The sequence below is a fragment of the Photobacterium jeanii genome, assembly GCF_001650345.1.
Taxonomy (GTDB): domain Bacteria; phylum Pseudomonadota; class Gammaproteobacteria; order Enterobacterales; family Vibrionaceae; genus Photobacterium; species Photobacterium jeanii.
Map to the genome: position 1 here is coordinate 18,186 of NZ_LVHF01000016.1, position 15,460 is coordinate 33,645.

13 protein-coding genes are annotated in these 15,460 nt (G+C 48.5%); 1 reads left to right on the forward strand and 12 read right to left on the reverse strand.

Annotated features, from left to right (window positions below; genetic code table 11):
• Positions 1-10: 10 nt before the first annotated feature.
• From A3K86_RS09355 to A3K86_RS09410, 12 genes are all read right to left on the reverse strand, one after another.
• The gene (locus tag A3K86_RS09355) at positions 11-703 is read right to left on the reverse strand and encodes a P-loop NTPase family protein (RefSeq protein ID WP_068330641.1); all 693 of its coding nucleotides are present in this window, start codon (positions 701-703) and stop codon (positions 11-13) included.
• Positions 700-3,378, reverse strand: coding sequence for an SLBB domain-containing protein (locus A3K86_RS09360; RefSeq protein ID WP_107270375.1), 2,679 nt, complete (start codon positions 3,376-3,378; stop codon positions 700-702). Before A3K86_RS09360 ends, A3K86_RS09355 begins: the two co-directional genes overlap by 4 nt.
• The gene (locus A3K86_RS09365; RefSeq protein ID WP_068330642.1) at positions 3,375-4,178 is read right to left on the reverse strand and encodes an OmpA family protein; all 804 of its coding nucleotides are present in this window, start codon (positions 4,176-4,178) and stop codon (positions 3,375-3,377) included. Before A3K86_RS09365 ends, A3K86_RS09360 begins: the two co-directional genes overlap by 4 nt.
• Position 4,179: 1 nt before the next feature.
• Positions 4,180-4,491: an STAS domain-containing protein gene (locus A3K86_RS09370; RefSeq protein ID WP_068330643.1), complete on the reverse strand. Its 312-nt coding sequence runs from the start codon at positions 4,489-4,491 to the stop codon at positions 4,180-4,182.
• 94 nt (positions 4,492-4,585) lie between these two features.
• Positions 4,586-6,409 (reverse strand): sugar transferase, encoded by a 1,824-nt coding sequence (locus A3K86_RS09375; protein ID WP_068330644.1) that lies wholly within the window; start codon positions 6,407-6,409, stop codon positions 4,586-4,588.
• 24 nt (positions 6,410-6,433) lie between these two features.
• Positions 6,434-7,507 (reverse strand): glycosyltransferase, encoded by a 1,074-nt coding sequence (locus A3K86_RS09380; protein WP_068330645.1) that lies wholly within the window; start codon positions 7,505-7,507, stop codon positions 6,434-6,436.
• The gene (locus A3K86_RS09385) at positions 7,504-8,946 is read right to left on the reverse strand and encodes a GumC family protein (RefSeq protein WP_068330646.1); all 1,443 of its coding nucleotides are present in this window, start codon (positions 8,944-8,946) and stop codon (positions 7,504-7,506) included. The genes A3K86_RS09380 and A3K86_RS09385 overlap by 4 nt, the downstream gene beginning before the upstream one ends.
• 2 nt (positions 8,947-8,948) lie before the next feature.
• Positions 8,949-9,296 carry a hypothetical protein gene (locus A3K86_RS09390; protein ID WP_068330647.1) on the reverse strand — a complete coding sequence of 116 codons (348 nt, stop codon included), beginning with the start codon at positions 9,294-9,296 and terminating at the stop codon, positions 8,949-8,951.
• Positions 9,297-9,360: 64 nt separating this feature from the next.
• Positions 9,361-10,539, reverse strand: a complete 1,179-nt coding sequence (locus A3K86_RS09395) for a glycosyltransferase family protein (RefSeq protein ID WP_068330648.1) — start codon at positions 10,537-10,539, stop codon at positions 9,361-9,363.
• Between the two features lies 1 nt (position 10,540).
• Positions 10,541-11,236, reverse strand: coding sequence for an acyltransferase (locus A3K86_RS23060; RefSeq protein ID WP_068330649.1), 696 nt, complete (start codon positions 11,234-11,236; stop codon positions 10,541-10,543).
• A gap of 46 nt (positions 11,237-11,282) precedes the next feature.
• Complete coding sequence (locus tag A3K86_RS09405) at positions 11,283-12,626, reverse strand: O-antigen ligase family protein (protein WP_068330650.1); 1,344 nt, start codon at positions 12,624-12,626, stop codon at positions 11,283-11,285.
• Positions 12,619-14,025 carry a lipopolysaccharide biosynthesis protein gene (locus A3K86_RS09410; protein WP_068330651.1) on the reverse strand — a complete coding sequence of 469 codons (1,407 nt, stop codon included), beginning with the start codon at positions 14,023-14,025 and terminating at the stop codon, positions 12,619-12,621. The genes A3K86_RS09405 and A3K86_RS09410 overlap by 8 nt, the downstream gene beginning before the upstream one ends.
• Before the next feature lie 190 nt (positions 14,026-14,215).
• Between A3K86_RS09410 and A3K86_RS09415 the strand changes: the two genes are divergently transcribed.
• Positions 14,216-15,142 (forward strand): glycosyltransferase family 2 protein, encoded by a 927-nt coding sequence (locus tag A3K86_RS09415; protein ID WP_084406553.1) that lies wholly within the window; start codon positions 14,216-14,218, stop codon positions 15,140-15,142.
• Positions 15,143-15,460 lie beyond the last annotated feature (318 nt).

Sequence of the window (15,460 nt, forward strand, 5' to 3'; positions counted from 1 at the left end):
TTTCGTGCGCTTATTGGTATTTCCCTTGTAATAGTGGATTGGTTACCAAGTATTGGTTGATTTTGCGTTTGAGAAACTGAGGAAGCCAACGTGCTTTCTGGTTCATGACTCGCTGTATCTCACTGGCTAACGTTGGATTGGCGCGATCATTGATCAGGGTACCGATCAAATTAATATTGCTTTGTTCAAGTCGTTGGACGCTGGCGAGTAAATCACTCTCGGTGGTTTTGCCTGCTGCGAGACACAAAATTGAGGCATCACTGGCGTAGCCTAGTGATGCGACCGCTAAGTTACGCCAGTTAGCTGTGTTGATACTGCCAACATCGCAAATAATGTACTGGTATTGTTCACGCCAAAGCTCGAAAGCTTGATTGAGTGATTGTGGCTGACGTAGGGCTAAAATGGTTTGTTGTGGTGGCTTGGGTAAAATATCTAAATGCTCATTGATAACGATCTTGGCATTCGATTGTTCTGTACCGTCGCATTGCCATTGCGCACTGGGATAGCCTTGCCCTGATCCGGCAAGATCTAAATCGATCAACAAGGTTTTTGATTGGTCTTGGGATAACCGTTGCGCTAGCCAAAAAGCTTGGGTCGACGTGCCGCATTGTGGGCTGGCGCCAGCTAAAGTCAGGACTCGATAATGGTGCTGATGAATTTGCTGAAAAAGCTGATCGTATTCTTGGCTTAACCATGGCTTCATAATGCAGCTCCTAGTACGACTAAGGTGACAATACCCAAAGCATCACGCAGGGTTTGACGCAGTTGCGAGGCGGTGGAGTCTTCTTCACTTGGCACATACACAGTATCACCGGGGCGAAGGAGGGGTAATGGTGACTCTCCGGGGTTGCGGATGTAGTTACGCAAATCAAATGTCTGTGCTTGATCACCGCAACACGAGGTGTTCACTATCATGATCCGCTCGATATAAGCAGTGTCTTTAGGGCCGCCAGCTTCTGCTAATAAATCCAATATATTCATTTGATTATTGAACGCGTAACGCCCTGGTTTGTTAACACTTCCCATTAGACGGACTACGCGTTCAGCGGGTTTATCAAGCCAGTTACCTTGCTCTTTGGGAACATAAATAACGTCACCCGGCACGACTCGTGGCAGTAAGGTTTCATCACCCGTTTCAAAATAAAGCGATAAGTTAAGTTTGGTGACCTTGGTGGTATTGCCGCTACGGTGGCTAATGCGGATTTGGCGCAAATCGGCATCGCCATTAGGACCATCTGCCGCAGAAAGAATATCGAGAAAGCCCAATTCACGATTAAATGCATAGCGTCCCGGTGCGCCAACCTGACCAAAGACATAAATCGAATCATCTGCGGATTGGCGGATCCAGCTTGATTTATTATCGGTAGGATCGTGGGGCAGCTCGTCAATCACGATCGTGTCGCCCGCAGCAATACGGGGTAGGGCGGCAAAGCTGCCCCCTTCGGTAATGAAGTTATCTAAATCAAAATAGAGCACGTTTTCCTGCGCTTGGCGGTTTTCTTTGATCAAACGAATATTGGTGATGTTTGCTTCTTTGGTGGGGCCGCCCGCTAACGCGAGAACATCAAGGAAAGTCATGCTGTCGTTCCAATTAAAACGCCCCGGTGATTTCACCGCCCCCATCACTTTGACCGCTTGGGTATCAGCGATGGCATCCACTTGAGGTAGAAAAATGACATCGCCCGCCACAACGTTTGGCAATAGGGCTTCGTTACCTGTTTGGAAGTAGCGCGCTAAGTTAAAACGGCTAACCTTGGTGGTTTTGCCATCGCGATGTGTGATCAACACTTCTTGAATGTCAGCTTCGCCTGTCGGGCCATCAGCTGCCGATAGGATATCGAGAAAGCCTTGGTCGCTATTGAACGCATAGCGCCCTGGCGCACCCACTTGACCAAAAATATAGATAGAGTCTTGCGCTGATTGACGCAACCAACTGGCTTTGTTGTCGGTAGGGTCGTGGGGTAGTTCATCAAAGATAATGGTATCGCCCGCACGAAGGTGAGGCAGTTGACTACTCGGCTTGCCTTGTTTGGTGAAGTTCTCGAAATTAAAAGTGATGATCCTCTCTTCACCGTCTTTGGCGTTTTCACGCACAATACGAATATTCGAGAGGTTGGTTTGCTGTTTGGGGCCGCCAGCATGCGCTAACAAATCCATGAAGCTCATGGTGTCGTTCCATTCAAAACGCCCCGGATTGTTCACAGCACCAATGATTTTTATGGCGCGGTCATTGGTGACTTTCAGCCAAGATTTTTCGTTAAAATCAATTTTTTCCGGAATGAAGATGACATCGCCCGGCATCATGGCGGGTAAAGGGTATTTGTCAGGCGCTTGGGTGTATTTGACCAAGTTAATGGCGATAGCGGGTTTGGTATTGCTCAATAGCTTGATTTGGGTGGTATCGGCAAAACGTGTTGGACCGCCCGCATTGGCCAGTACATCAATAAATCCTGTGCCAGTACTACTCTCGTAGGCACCCGGTGCCTGTACTTCCCCCATCACATACACGGTACGTGAAGTGGTGTTGATGTCTTCGACTTCAATCGGGGCAAAGATAGTGGTGCCCGGTTTTACTGGGGGCAGGTTACTGATGTCACCACTGTCTAAGTAGGCTTTTAAATCAAACTGGTAAGGAATATCGTCGGTGATCACCCGAATTTTGGTGACATCGGCGTAGCGCGTGACACCATCTGCTCGCATGAGAGCATCAACCACCGTCATTCCCGGTTTGAAACTAAAAGTACCGGGATTGCGCAGCTCACCAAAAATGGTGATCCCTTGTTGCTCGTTAGCATCGCCACTTTCACGCAGCGATGCCGCATCAAAATCGACTTCGATATTACCCAGTAGCGGTGAGGCAGGCACAAATATAGTATCGCCGCCTTTAAGGGCGGGAAGGGCTTGGCGGTTGTTCCCATCGAGATACGCTTTGTAATTAAATAAGGTTTGTTTATCACCGCGGATCAGTTGGAACTGATCTAATTGTGCCCCCGGTCTGGCACCACCGGCGGCGGCGATAGCCATTTGCACATTACTGCCCGGCTTGAGTGATACCATACCCGGTTGTTCAACATAGCCGAGTACTTTGACCCGCAACAACTGCTCCATCAACTTGAGTTCGAATTCATCCAAGTTGAGGTAAATGGTACTTAATTGCTGACGGATTTTTTGCTTGGCTTGAGTCACGGTTAACCCTGCTACCGACACCAAACCGATTTCAGGCAGTAAGAGTTGCCCTTGGTCATCAATAGTAAAAGGGGCATCAAAGGCACTTTCCCCTGGCAACTGCAGGTACACCCTATCCCCAGCCGTTAGCGTGGTCGCTTGAGCCGGGAATATCATGAAGATAAGGGTGATCAACAGGAGCCATTTTTTCATAGTGACTCCCTTACTGCGTGCCAGTCTTGCAATGAATAGACACGATGTGGCGAGCGTGTATGGTGTTCAACCAATACCACGGCTTCCACTTTACGATTACTTAACCGTTCGGTGCGAGAGGCGGGGTTTTCTTTTGACAGTCGTTCCCCAGCACTAAAGATAGCGATTTGTTTGGCTTCGACGCCTTGCTCGATCAAAAAGCGTTTCACGGTTTCCGCACGACGCATACCTAAGTCTTGGTTGTAATTTTCACTTCCTATGGTATCGGTAAATCCGGTCAGTTGTAGATGCCAATGGTTTTGGCGCTTGAGGATAGACGCCGCTCTTCGCAGCGCTTGCTGGTAATCGGGCAGTAATTGAGTGCGATTAAAGGCAAATTGATTATCAATTTTCATTAAAACCAAAAACTTATCGCGTAGCTCGATCTCAGAGTAATGCGGGTTGAGGCACAGGGTGTGGTATTCCAACCAATCCATCTGCTGTTGAATTTTGGCAAATTGGGTTTGGTATTGCAGCAAGGTAATATCGGCGTCATCACTAAAGCCCGCTTTGGCTTCTTGACGGGCTTTTAAGTATAGATTTTCTAATGTTTGGTATTGCCCGGGAAGACAAGATTTAGCCCCGCGAGTTGCCAAGATCTGTAACTCAAAATCATGGTGCTCGAGTTCGTGCCATTGCTCGGTTTCGGGTGGAGAATACGGATTTTCACCCGCGGCAGGCCAAGTACTACAGCCTGTCATTAACCATAGCCCTAACCCTAAGGAGAGGTAATCGAGTTTAATACCGTGATGCCTAACCATATTAGTGCAGCTCCGCTGTGGTGATCAGGGGGATCACCTTGTCGATCCGTAACATTTGCATCAACTGGCGTGGTTGGCCGTTGACGTTAAGCAGGCGTAATCCTTTACCGCGGCTTTTCAATCGCTTGTATAAGAAAACAATGGCACCAATTCCACAGGAGTCAATAAATTGTACCTGTGTCATATCGATCACCAGCTCAGCTTGTTCGGTTTGGCTCAGTTGGGTGAGTTCGTTTTCCATTTGCTTTGCAGCATGCGCATCAAATTCATGCTGCAAAGCGAGGGCGATGTTTGATTCTGCTAGATTTGGCATAACAACCTCATTTATTTTGACTGGAACAGCAATGCCTTATTGATGACTATTCAAAGGCTGTGCCAGATCGGAAAATAAATGAGGGGAAGTGGGGTTACTGTCCGCGCTTACTGATCATCACGATCAGGGTTTTGTAGATGATGAAAAGATCCATTTTCAGCCATTGCCACGGGGAGCCTAGGGCGGCGGCATAGGCATGATCCCAAGCGATCTTGGCTTTCACATCATCCAAACAGGTATCGTAACCTTGGCTGACTTGGGCGAGTCCGGTGATCCCGGGACGCAGTCCTGCGGTACGCTCTAAGTAGAAAGGCAATGCATTTTGCAAATCACCACACAACTGTGGGCGTTCAGGGCGTGGGCCAATCAGCGCCATATCGCCTTTGAGGACATTGAGAAACTGTGGCAATTCATCTAACCGCGTGATCCTTAGCCAGTGGCCGACACGGGTGATCCTCGGATCTCGTTTGCTCGCCCACACCGCGCCAGATTGGCTTTCAGCATTGTGGATCATGGTGCGAAATTTAATGACTTCGAATAACTCGGTGCGGTGCTCTGAGACTTTTCCTACTCGTAGCTGATGGTAGAACACGGGTCCTTTGGAGTCGAGTTTGATCAATAGCGCAATGATAGGCCATAGCGGCAGTGTCAGTATTAACCCCACCACACTTAAACTGATATCGCTGACGCGCTTAAAGCACTGGGTTGAGCGTGATTGGTAGTCGTCGATGGGCGGTAGGTGTTTCCAGCCTTGCTGAAATTGCCCGCCAAGATAGCGCAGCATACCGAGCATAGAAGAGTAGTAACTGCCCACGAAGTAATGCCATTTATCAAGATAAGGGTGACGAATGCCTAACAGCGGCAAGCTTGCTAGTGAGTAAGCACCGAGTTGGGCGAGTAACAAGCCTTGGGCGAATAGTGCCCCTTGCCAGCTCAGTACCAAGCAAATGAATAGATAAGTCACGAGTAGGAAAGGCATTAAGGTACGCAGCCCTTTACCAGAGCCAAAAATCCACCCTAAGTGTTTATGACGACGAGAAAATAAAAAACGGCAGCGGATCAGTTGTTGTAAGTTCCCCGCACCTATACGTTGGCGTCGCTGGTGGGTTTGTTGTTCGCTGCTGGCTGCGATTTCGACGCTGTTGATTTCTGGGTTAAGTAATACGTCATATCCTTGCTTGAGTACCATCATCGGCAACATGAAATCATCGTTAATGGTGTCGGTGGCAAGTGGGGTAAAAAGCTCGCTTCGCATCATGTAAAACGCGCCATTTCCGCCCATGACACTGCCAAGTTGTGATTCGGCATAACGGATCTGATTTTGCCATTGCCAGTATTGCGCTTCCCCCTGACACGCTTGAGCTAATAAATAGCAACTGGTGATCGCGCCGGTGTTTGGATTTTGAAAGCTGGCGACCGCTTGCTGTAAGGCATCAATCGAAATGAGGGCGGATACGTCGCTGAGCGCAATTAATTCACCATCTTGTTTGGCTTCGGTCATGAGTTGATTAAGGCGAGCCAGTTTACCGAGGTTATTGCTTTCCGCTTGGCAAGTAAGGCGGATCCCTGCTTGCTGAAATTGCGGTTGCCATTGGCGAATAATATCGACCGTGTCATCGTTACAGCCATCGCAACAAATTCGAATAGTGAGCTTGTCAGCAGGGTAATCGAGCATCAATAGATTGGCGAGCTTATCGGCGATGAAAGCGGCCTCATTATGGGCGGGCATCACGATACTAATCTTGGGAAGTGATGTTTGAGGTTGCGCGTCATGGTGGTGGTTGGTTGAAGGCGCACAGCGAGGTTGCGTTGAGTGAGCATGACGTTTTCCCAACCAAACCATCAAGCTGGTGTAGATCAGGTGATGGTAGATGATCACCAGTGTTAGCAAAATTAAGAGAGCCCAAAGTAATGTCATGCCCGTCACCTTGAATCAGTGTTTTTAAAATGCGATGGCTTCATAGCGGATCGCCATAGTGCGGATATCGGCACACTCACGGACAAACTCGCTGTTGTGACGGCTGACTTCATTGCTTTGTGCTAAGACATCGCGAATGGCACTGGCGAGTTGATCGGGGCGATCAGGTTTGATCAATTTACCCGAGTGGGGATGGAGGAGGTCCGGTATGCCACCTATCTGGGTTGCCACCACACTTTTGCCACAGGCTTGGGCTTCGAGGAGTGCTAAAGGAAGCCCTTCTTGACGCGAAGGCATGGTAAAGAGATCGAGGGCACGATAAAACAATCGCATTTGATCGCAATAGCCCAGCCAGTGAACACGGTGTTCTAGTTGGAGGTGCTGCGCGAGGGATTGGAGTTCATCGAGCTTGTCGCCTTGACCTGCAATCACCAGATGATGATTGTTGGGGAGGGAAGCTAAAGCGTGAAGGGCGTTATCGATCCCTTTTTCATGAACCAGCCGACCAGCACAACCAATCAGAATTTTATCAAGAGGAAGCTGTAAATCTTGACGGGCTAACAGTCGGCTACCCGGCGAGAAATACTCGGTATCGATGCCGTTGAGGATTACGTGATCCGCAGGGCGACCTAATAGCTTTTCTAATTGAAGCGCGACGCGGGGGGCATCTGCTACTAATTGGACCTTGGCGCTATTGAGTAACCAACGAGTGAGTTGTTGATGTCTGGGATTACTCAAATGCCAACTATCGTGTTCGGTTTGAATATGGCGCACCTTTAACCCTAGTGCCGCGAGGCGACTATACAGTAAAGGGCCAATATGATGAGAGTGGACAACCTTTACGCCGAGTTCGAGCATGAGTTGGCGTAATTTAATGACGGTGAGTGGGCTTTTCCCTTTCGGTTTATTGAGGAAAAAGAGCCGCTCGGCAAAAGGTTTGAGTTCAGGCCACTGTGTGATGGCTTCTTCTTTACTGCCTTCCAGTGCCACCACAAACTGTTGGTAACCCGGTGAGGCAAAACGTAATAAGTTCAATACCAAGTGCTCAATGCCACCGGGGCGAAGATGCTGTACAACTTGTAAAGTGACAAGGCTCATTGCTGGCTCTCCGAAAAGTGCGGTACGCGGATCAGAATCGGTACCTTGGTTAAGCGATGAATGTGGGCACTTTGGTATAAACGGGTATCAAGCAATTGCACGACACATGCCAGTGACAACCCTAATCCCAGCCCAGCGACAATACCTACGCAAAAATTGATCCACCACGGCCAGTTGAGCGGTTTATTGGGCGTGCTTGGATAATCAATGATTTTGAGTTTGTCAGGCTCTTCAAAGCGCCCTAGCTGACCTGTCACCTTCGCCATCTCAAAACGTTCAAATAACTGATTGTAAATACGGGCTTTTACTTCATGGTTGCGTTGTAAGGTTGCTAACTGTTGTTCAAGTTCTGCGTATTCGGTGCGCTTGGCATTCATTTCTTGCGCTTGCTGGTGGAGCAGTTTGAGCTCTTCATTCAAGGCGGCTATTTGGTTTTCAGCTTGTTGCAGTTTTTCAAATTGGCTAAGCAGTATGGGTTGCGATTTGCTATCGCTGGTATGCGATTGGTTGGCAACACGCTGCCATAGTTGGCTGATTTCTTGCGAAGTTAGCGATTGTTGCTGTTCAAGTAATTTGCCGCGTTCGGTTTTCAGGCGATTCAGGCGCAGCAGTAATGCTTTGATTGAGGAATGTCGGTCGGTGTAACTGGCCCGCAAAATTGCGAGCTCGGCTTCGGCTTTAACAATCGCTTCTTCCATCATTCCTACCACTGGATTGGTACTGGCAAGACGTTGGTAGAGATTATCGCGCTGTGATTGGGCGTGGAGCAGCGCGAGCTCGGTTTCACGGATCAAAGTATTGAGTTGGGCATTGGTTTGAATATTGGTGCCTTGTAAGTGCGGCAGGTTGTCGGCATTGCGCGTTTTGAAATCGGCCAACGCATTTTCAGCCGCTTCCAATTCTTGACGAGTAACTTGAAGTTGCTGCTGTAAAAAGGTTTCTGAGCTGTCGACTGATGCACGGCCAGGGGCTCGGAGCTTTTCTAGGAAGACATTCGATACCGTATTAAGTAGTAGTGGGATTTGCTCGGGTTTATGCCAAGTTAACCCCAGTTGCACCACATCATTACCCACGAGCTCGAGTTTTAAATTTTGTTTGAGTAGTTGGCAGTAATGGCTGACATTGACCGGATCATCAGCGGCGGCTAATTCCGCTTGGATGATCACTTGATCGAGAATGGATTTACTTTGGATCAGCACCCGCAGTGCTTTGATCCTTTGCTTTAGGTTGACGGCAATAGAGAGATCTTCCAAGAATGGATTCAGCATCGCACTTTCTTGGACCAAAATGGTGGTGTAGCCATAGTAGCGTTTGGCTTTTAGCATGCTGCCTGTTGTCATCAAAATAGGCATCACAAGCATTGGAATGATCACCAAGTAACGGTGCTTCCAGAGTGCAAGCAACAGTGGGTAAAGCTGGGCAAACACTTTATGGCGCATAGTTACAACCTTTTCAGTAACAAGGTATCCGCGTCTTGTTTGGGGGCATATTCCAAGCGGAGCGGGATGTTGTACGAAGCCGATAGTCGGTTAATGGCTTGCATTCGTTTTTGGCTTTGTACTAAAGCTTTAAAAGGGTCGCTGATATTGGCGGGTGCAATGTAAGCGCTGATTTGATGATACGGATTATCGTCAAAGAACTGTTTCACTTTGCGCTGTTGCTCCGCATTGAGTGAGGTTTGCTCTGGGCTGAAAAAGAGCTCAAGTTGTTGGGTTGTCGACGATGTTGAGGCACAACCGCTCAATAGCAGGGTCAGTCCTACGGCGAGCCATAATCCTTTATTTCTCATCTTTTTCGCTCCGGTTATTTCACTCCTTACTTAGTGTTAGCAAAAAAAGTGCCTTAATGAGCAATTAGCGGTGTGGAGCTGATAACAAAAGTGGTTGTAACTGGCTGAGTACGTGTTGTGCACGACATTGCCAACTTTCATCTTTCACGAGCTGTTGAGTCGCTTGGCGGTATTGCTGGCGCTCGGTTGATGTCCAGTTGCTGTAATGGTCGATGGCTTGCAACCAGGTTTGGAGGTTATTGGCGACAGTAACCGCTGACAAATATGGCTGTAATGCGGGAAAGTGGGTGCTGATCACTGGGCAGCCTGCCGCAAGGTATTCGCGTAATTTGAGAGGGTTACAGGCTTCAATTTGCGGGCAGGGTGTAAATGGCAAAATAGCCATTGACCAGTGTTGTAAATAACGGCCGAGCTGGTGGTGCGGTTGGGCTGGCAATAAATGGATATTGCGATGGTTTTTAAGCGTTTTGATATCGCAATTTACTGGACCTAAAAGGTAGAAGTTCAGGTTCGGGCGGGCTGTCGCTAACTTTGTTATGAGCGTGATATCTAACCAATGATCGATACTGCCATAAAAGCCAACGCTGGGGGTATCTAGGTCGATGTTATCTGGTGGCGATTGCGGCGTTGCAAATTGCGAAACCGCGACCCCGTGCGGCAATAGTTGAATATTGGCGTTGGGGGCTAGGCACTGGAGTTTGTGTTGCAGGGTCGGACTACAAGCAAAAACGAGGTCGGCGCGGTGAAGTAAACGTTGCTCTGCGGCTTGGGTTGCTTGATGGTCGACCCCTGCGAGAGCAGAAAAGTCATCGCCACAGTAATAGATCACGATATCGCTGTCGCAAATCGTCAGGTAATCGACCGCACTAGGCAGAGCTGCCCAAATCACCCTAGGTTGTTGCTTTGCTGGCAGTTGTCGCTTGAGCGATAACCGATTGACGGTCTGTAGGAGTGGGTGTTGTGCCAACGGCCACACTAAAGGACGAATGATGTGCTGCGGCGCCGCATTGATGAGTGGTACTTTGCTCTCGCTTGATTTGCTAGGCGTGGTGGGGCTTGGTTGGCGCCATCGCTGGGTCAGCTTTTCGATAATGCGATTGAGATCGCGGAGCTTGAGTTTTGGTTGGCGTAAGCCGATCGAGTTAATCCAAGTGACCGGATACTGAGCCTGTAGCTGGTGGATAATGTGCTGACTGCTTGATGGGTGGCGGCCCCAATCTTCACCAAAAACGATAAATTCCATTTCAGTACTCCAAGGTTTTGATCACACGAGCCGGATTACCGCCTGCTAGCACATTACTGGGAATGTCTTTGGTCACTACACTTCCTGCGGCAATAACACTGTTTTCGCCGATGGTGACACCCGCCATCACCATCACCCCTGTGCCTAACCACGCATTACGGCATAAATGAATGGTGCCCACTTGCGAAGCTAAATCCGGTTCACCTGCTGCCCGAGCTTGGGGATCGAATGGATGACCGGGGAACCCAGCCAAGAATACCCGTCCTGCTAAACGTACGTTGTCATCAATTTGAATACGATCGCCGACCGCTAATGTGTTTTGCCAGCCAATATCCACATTGTGACCAATGATGAGTTGTGGTGACTGTGCACTCCAAGCGCGTCCACACCAAGTTGAGACGCCAGAGATACGGCATTGTTCACCAAGATCGACGTCCAGTTGCCCCAATAATTGCGGCATGCCGGAGTAGAGTTGCACTTGTTTGGGGGCGTGTTTGAGCTGTGATAAAAACAGTGGCGTGAAATAGCACTTTTGCCAGAAGGTATGCCAGCTCTGGGTGAGAAGTTGGTGACAGTGATACAGCAGGTGATGGACTCCGGGGATCACAGGGAAAGCGGTGGTACGTAAGCGCGCCACTCCTTGCTTGAGTGTTGCAAATTGCGATGGCGTTAAGTGTTGTTTGAGTAATGCGCGCATTTTGCGTCTCCTTTTTACGGCACAGCTTCTTTCCTACATTGCCGCTTTACTGAATAACGTTGCGTGCCGGTTGAGCGATAGGGTTATTTTCGGCGTGCTGTAAGCGATAAAAAGCCAGCAGCAGCCCTATCAAGATATACACCGGCCATGTAGTTCCTTGAGTGAGGAATGAGCCGCCGACACAGAAGGAAAGCAGCCCTAGCCACAGTCCTTGGGCAAATGGCGTCGAGGTCGGTTCACAATGACGCAATAGCTGATAGCTCAACCTCAATGCACCAATAATCATAAGCAGGAATAGTACCAAGCCGACAAACCCCGTCTCTGACAGGATCTGTAACCAAGTGCTATGTACGGCGTGGTTTTTGCCGTCCCAATGGGAGGAATAGAGGTAATAGTTATAGTAGAAGTTATCGAGTCCAACGCCTGTAATAGGGTGGTCAACCGCCATTCGCCACGCAGCTTGCCAAGCATACAATCGTCCCATTGCGGACTCATCCACGCCTGACTCAGCAGCGCCGCCCGAAGCACGATCGCTGATCCCAGCTAAGGCGATCAAAGCTAATCCTCCCATCGCAGTAAAGGCGCTGGGTAATACGAGTGAGCGTGTTTTGAGGGCGAGGATGGTGAAAACACCACAGCCTATCCCAAGGATGCCGCCACGACTTTGGGTCGCCAGTACGCCCGCAACCAGAATTAGCAAAATGAGCGCGCAAGTGATGCGTTGCCATTTCCCACCATTAAAGCAATAGGCAAGGGCAAAGGAGACCGGGAATTGGAGCACTAACGCTAAATCGTTGGGATCTCCTAACATGGATCCAATATCTCGGCTGATGGTGACTCGAGTGCCTTCGACTAACCCAATGCCGTTGGCTTTGTTGTAAATGGCGAGGATGGCAATAGCAACACCGCACACCAATAAAAAGGCGGGTACTCGTTTTAATTGGCTTAATTGAGTAGGAAGCCAGGCAATGGCAAACACCATAATAATGATTTTGATGTAGTTACCATTGAAGTTGGCAAATGCTTCACTACGGTTTGTTGCGAGTAAGCAACAGACCAATACCCAGCCAGTAAAAGCAAGCAGGTAGGTTTGCAAAGGATGCCATTGAAGTCGTTCACGATTGAGCCATAACTGCCAACCAAGCCCAGCTAAACTGGCGAGTGCCAGCAATTGTGGAATTCGAAACGGCATCAACACCGGGAAAGCTTCGTGGATCCGAAAATAAGAGAAAATGATAAAGCCTAAACAAACCCAAAACGCATGGCGGATCACCATTGGCAACAGAAAGAGCCCGCCAGCGGCAAGTACTAACATTCCTTGCTGTAACCAAGCGAGAGACAGCAGCAGTGAGCATCCAAGTGCGAGCAGTATTTGCTGAAGATTAGTCATAGCTTTTTACTCGCCTGTTATTGAGGGCGAAAAGCTGTGCCCGCCACGGCCATGCGGTGTAAATACCGAGTGCCACCATGCCGATCATCTTTAACCATAAAGGGTCAATAGCGAGTGGGGTTTCTATTGTTGGTGCTGTGTAGTGGCAAAAGGCGATAAAGCCTACGATGCTGTAACAGATCGCCAGCGAATGAAGTTGGTAAGGTAAAGTGAGTAGTTGTTGGCTGCGAACGTAGAATAAGGTCACTCTAAGTAGTTGCAGGGCGACACCACTGATCAATAAAGCACTTAATCCCCAGTAGGGGAGTAGGAATACGATCGCCGCTAGTGCGCCTATCGCGCTGATCACACTGATCAAGAAAATACTACGCCCACTTTCTTCTTGGTAGCACCCCATATTGAGATAGGTTGATGCCTGTTTCACCATCATCATCAGAGCCAGAATGGGGAGGATATCGCTACTGGTATGAAAATCAGCAGGAAGCCAAAAACGTAAGAAGTCAGGGCCTATGGTGATCACCATTGCTGCAACTAAGGCACTAAGTTGGCACCCCAGAGCGCTCATCTCTGCGGCATGGCGTAAACCTTGTGCGCTGTCGGTAAAACTAAAGCGTTTCGGAAACCACCATAAGCCAAAAGGTTCGAGTACTAGGCTGGCCGCCATAGCCCATTGCATCGCGATAGCATAGGTTGCGAGTTCAGATAAGCTCAAGCTATCAGCAATGGCCCAGCGCTCAGCGCCCAAAGTTATAAAAGCTAACAGGCCTGCAACTGTGATGGCTCGACCATAGCGCAGCAATCGTGCGGTATATCCCCAATATAGACGAGGGAAAAAACGCCATAGTATGGTTAGTTGTAGTAATTGGGCGAGAAGTCCTGCCAGCATAATGCCATCTATCCCCCATAGCGGGGCTAAAAGAGTAATAAAGCCTGCTTGGCTGATGGCGAACAGTAAGAGTGCTTTGACAAATGTTTTGGGCTGGTGGTTAAGGCGCAAGCGTGTCAGCGGCACAGTGCAGAGGGTATTGAGCAATAGATTTGCGCTTAGACAAGTTAGCGCAAATAAAGACGGCGTTCCCGGTAACCAATGTTGAACCAAAGGTAAGTTGAGTAACACCAAGCCAGTTAACGTGGTGCCGATCAGCAAGATACCGGCTAGTGCACTACCTAATACCTTCTCTTGCTTTAGTTGTTTGTCATGCGCAAAACGGCAAATAGCATCGGGAAGACCAAAGGTCATTAGTAGTGATAAACAAGTGATGAAGGTTATCAAGACATCGAGCTGACCGTACTCGGTTGTACCTAGCCATTGAGTAACCCAAGGTTGCATCATCAACCCGATAAGTTTGCTACCAACAAGGGCGCAAGCATAAAGCAAAATACTGTGGCTGGCGTTCATGGTATCCCTCAATTTGCAACGCGTTTGCAGAATGCATCTGCATCGTAGGGTGATTCGTCAGTGTGAGGCGAGTTACGACTTGCTAGCTTCGCTCTATAGGGATGGATTCAAATTTAATGCCAGTATCGTTGGCGCAGGGTTTGCATCATTTGGCAATAAATGATGAAGCGAGTAGCTAAGAGGACGAGCAATGAAGCAGCCAATGAATATAAGTGTGATCATTCCTAACTATAACTGCCTAGCCACTTTGCCTAGAGCCATTGATAGCGTACGAGCACAGCAAGTTAATACTGAAATTATTGTGGTTGATGACGGTTCAACTGACGGTTCTCGTCAATGGTTGGCTAAGCAATCGGATATTAAAGTCATTCATAGTCATCGATTGGGCGTTTCTGCGGCGAGGAACTTAGCCATTAGTCATTGCATGTATGAGCTGGTGGCTTTTTTAGATGCCGATGATTGGTGGCTCGAAGGAAAACTCGATCACCAACTAGCATTGCATCAGCTAGACCCCACGCTCAGCTTTAGTTTTTGTAATTATCAGCATGTAACTGAAGAGGGAGAGAGCATTATAAGCTGTTTTGATTTTTGGCCTCGCTTTCATGCTTATCTCAGTAAACAGCAGGGGCACCATATCGAGCCTCACTTCTTACCTTGGCTCTTTGCTGAGAATGTGGTTGGGACCAGTACTGTGATCGCGCGTCATGATGCATTGATGGCGGTTGGTGGTTTCGATGAAAGCTTAACTTCAGCCTCCGATTGGGATTTATGGTTGAAGTTGGCGCAGTGTGGTTCTGTGGGAATAGTGAATCGAACGCTTTGTCATTACGTTTCTAATCGGGAAGGGGCGATCAGTCGTGATCAGCCAAAACGGCTTGCAGCAATGAAAACGATCTTGGCACGGCATGCCTCTGTTGCTTTGAACTCGCCACGAGCGTTACTTGCCGGTTATAACCGTTGGTTACTTGGTGTCGCTGAATATAACCGTTGCCAGCAAGCCTATCTTTTTGCACTTTTTCAGCAAACCATCGTCTGTCTAGTACAGCCTAACCGTCGCTACTTGAAAGCGGCGATGAGTGATATGGCTTCATTGTTGATGCTGAAAAGAGCAAAATAAATTCTTTTGTTTAAAAGTTGAGCGAACAAAAAGATAATTGAAATTTATGCTTGTCAGCGCGATTCTGATCTCTATAATGCCGCCTCACCGACACGGAGCACGGCACTCTTTAGAGAAGGCTGAAAGCAAAGTTCGGTAAGGTGTAAGTCTTTAGAAAATAAATTAAAAAAAGTGTTTGACACTTGGGTTTGTTTCCTTAAAATGGCGCACCTCTTCGGAGCGAAAGCAAAGAAGAAGTTGTTCTTTAACAATTTGACCATGCAATCTGTGTGGGCACTCGTGAAATGATAGTCAAAAAGATTTATCAATGAAACTGAG

What these genes read in the sequence shown, in the direction of transcription:
- A3K86_RS09380 (WP_068330645.1), bottom strand. Translation starts at nt 7,507, where the DNA reads ATGAGCCTTGTCACTTTACAAGTTGTACAGCATCTTCGCCCCGGTGGC.
- A3K86_RS23060 (WP_068330649.1), bottom strand. Translation starts at nt 11,236, where the DNA reads ATGCGCGCATTACTCAAACAACACTTAACGCCATCGCAATTTGCAACA.
- A3K86_RS09410 (WP_068330651.1), bottom strand. Translation starts at nt 14,025, where the DNA reads ATGAACGCCAGCCACAGTATTTTGCTTTATGCTTGCGCCCTTGTTGGT.
- A3K86_RS09375 (WP_068330644.1), bottom strand. Translation starts at nt 6,409, where the DNA reads ATGACATTACTTTGGGCTCTCTTAATTTTGCTAACACTGGTGATCATC.
- A3K86_RS09365 (WP_068330642.1), bottom strand. Translation starts at nt 4,178, where the DNA reads ATGGTTAGGCATCACGGTATTAAACTCGATTACCTCTCCTTAGGGTTA.
- A3K86_RS09355 (WP_068330641.1), bottom strand. Translation starts at nt 703, where the DNA reads ATGAAGCCATGGTTAAGCCAAGAATACGATCAGCTTTTTCAGCAAATT.
- A3K86_RS09395 (WP_068330648.1), bottom strand. Translation starts at nt 10,539, where the DNA reads ATGGAATTTATCGTTTTTGGTGAAGATTGGGGCCGCCACCCATCAAGC.
- A3K86_RS09405 (WP_068330650.1), bottom strand. Translation starts at nt 12,626, where the DNA reads ATGACTAATCTTCAGCAAATACTGCTCGCACTTGGATGCTCACTGCTG.
- A3K86_RS09390 (WP_068330647.1), bottom strand. Translation starts at nt 9,296, where the DNA reads ATGAGAAATAAAGGATTATGGCTCGCCGTAGGACTGACCCTGCTATTG.
- A3K86_RS09360 (WP_107270375.1), bottom strand. Translation starts at nt 3,378, where the DNA reads ATGAAAAAATGGCTCCTGTTGATCACCCTTATCTTCATGATATTCCCG.
- A3K86_RS09370 (WP_068330643.1), bottom strand. Translation starts at nt 4,491, where the DNA reads ATGCCAAATCTAGCAGAATCAAACATCGCCCTCGCTTTGCAGCATGAA.
- A3K86_RS09415 (WP_084406553.1), top strand. Translation starts at nt 14,216, where the DNA reads ATGAAGCAGCCAATGAATATAAGTGTGATCATTCCTAACTATAACTGC.
- A3K86_RS09385 (WP_068330646.1), bottom strand. Translation starts at nt 8,946, where the DNA reads ATGCGCCATAAAGTGTTTGCCCAGCTTTACCCACTGTTGCTTGCACTC.